This window comes from Bacillus sp. MBGLi79 (assembly GCF_002953915.1).
On sequence record NZ_CP026521.1, the window covers coordinates 173473 to 175580 of the forward strand.

A 2108-nucleotide genomic window follows, 5' to 3' on the forward strand; every position below is an offset into this window, starting at 1 on the left:
GGAACAAGAACGCGGTATCACAATCACATCCGCTGCAACAACTGCACAGTGGAAAGGTTACCGCGTAAACATCATCGACACACCAGGACACGTAGACTTCACAGTTGAGGTTGAACGTTCACTGCGCGTACTTGATGGTGCCGTTGCCGTTCTTGACGCACAATCAGGCGTTGAGCCGCAAACTGAAACGGTTTGGCGTCAGGCAACAACTTACGGAGTACCTCGTATCGTATTTGTCAACAAGATGGACAAAACGGGTGCGGACTTCCTTTACTCTGTAGGAACTCTTAAAGACCGTCTTGAGGCGAACGCTCACGCGATCCAATTACCGATTGGCGCCGAAGACAATTTCGAAGGGATCATCGACCTTGTAGAAAACGTTGCGTACTACTATGAAGATGATCTTGGAACACGCTCTGATGCGCGTGAAATCCCTGCCGAGTACAAAGACAAAGCTGAAGAGCTTCGCGCCAGCTTGATTGAAGCTGTTGCTGAGCTTGATGAAGAGCTTATGATGAAGTACTTGGAAGGCGAAGAAATCACAGTTGACGAGCTGAAAGCGGCAATCCGCAAAGGAACTTGTAACGTTGAGTTCTATCCGGTTCTTTGTGGTTCAGCTTTCAAAAACAAAGGTGTTCAATTAGTGCTTGACGCAGTTCTTGACTACCTGCCAGCTCCAACTGACGTACCGGCAATCAAAGGTACTCTGCCTGATTCTGAGGAAGAGGTTACTCGTGAGTCTTCTGACGACGCACCTTTCTCAGCACTTGCATTTAAAGTTATGACTGACCCTTACGTTGGTAAATTGACGTTCTTCCGTGTGTACTCAGGAACACTTGATTCCGGTTCATACGTAAGAAACTCAACAAAAGGCAAACGTGAGCGCGTCGGACGTATCCTGCAAATGCACGCCAACAGCCGTGAAGAAATCTCTACTGTGTACGCAGGGGATATCGCTGCTGCTGTAGGTTTGAAAGACACGACTACAGGGGACACGCTTTGCGACGAGAAAAACCTTGTTATTCTTGAATCTATGGAATTCCCTGAGCCTGTTATCCACGTTGCAATCGAGCCTAAATCTAAGGCTGACCAAGACAAAATGTCTACTGCACTGGCTAAATTGGCTGAAGAGGATCCAACATTCCGTGCGCATACTGACCCTGAAACAGGTCAAACGATCATCGGTGGTATGGGTGAGCTTCACCTTGATATCATCGTTGACCGTATGAAACGCGAATTTAAAGTTGAAGCCAACGTTGGTGCTCCTCAAGTTGCGTATCGTGAAACATTCCGTGCGAGCGCGCAAGTTGAAGGTAAATTCGTACGTCAGTCTGGTGGACGAGGACAGTTCGGACACGTTTGGATCGAATTCTCTCCAAACGAAGAAGGAAAAGGCTTTGAGTTCGAAAACGCAATCGTCGGTGGTGTCGTTCCTCGTGAATACATTCCGGCTGTTCAAGCAGGACTTGAAGATTCACTTCAAAACGGTGTAGTCGCAGGTTACCCTGTTATCGACATCAAAGCGAAATTGTTTGACGGTTCTTACCATGACGTCGACTCAAACGAAATGGCGTTTAAAATCGCTGCTTCAATGGCGCTTAAAAACGCGGCAAGCAAGTGTAACCCGGTTATTCTTGAGCCGATCTCCAAAGTTGAAGTCGTTATCCCAGAAGAATACATGGGAGACATCATGGGTGATATTACATCACGCCGCGGTCGCGTAGAAGGTATGGAAGGACGCGGAAACGCTCAAGTCGTTCGCGCGATGGTTCCACTTTCTGAAATGTTCGGTTACGCTACGGCTCTCCGTTCAAACACACAAGGACGCGGTACGTTCACAATGGTCTTTGACCATTACGAAGAAGTGCCTAAGAGCATTGCTGATGAGATCATCAAAAAAAATCAAGGTGAATAATTGATTTTGCCTCTTCATTAAAGTATAAATACTATTGTAAGATGAGAAAGTGAAACATCGCTTTCACTTTCTATCACTCTATATAACAAAAACTAACCTTTTTAAGGAGGATTTTCAGAATGGCTAAAGAAAAATTCGACCGTTCCAAATCACATGCCAACATTGGTACAATTGGACACGTTGACCATGGTAA

Annotated in this window: 1 pseudogene (running past one end of the window); it reads left to right on the forward strand. The window is 46.2% G+C overall.

The window, feature by feature from the left end:
• Positions 1–1915, forward strand: a pseudogene (gene fusA, locus C1T29_RS00940) (elongation factor G) (it extends 76 nt beyond the left edge of the window).
• The last annotated feature ends 193 nt before the right edge of the window (positions 1916–2108 follow it).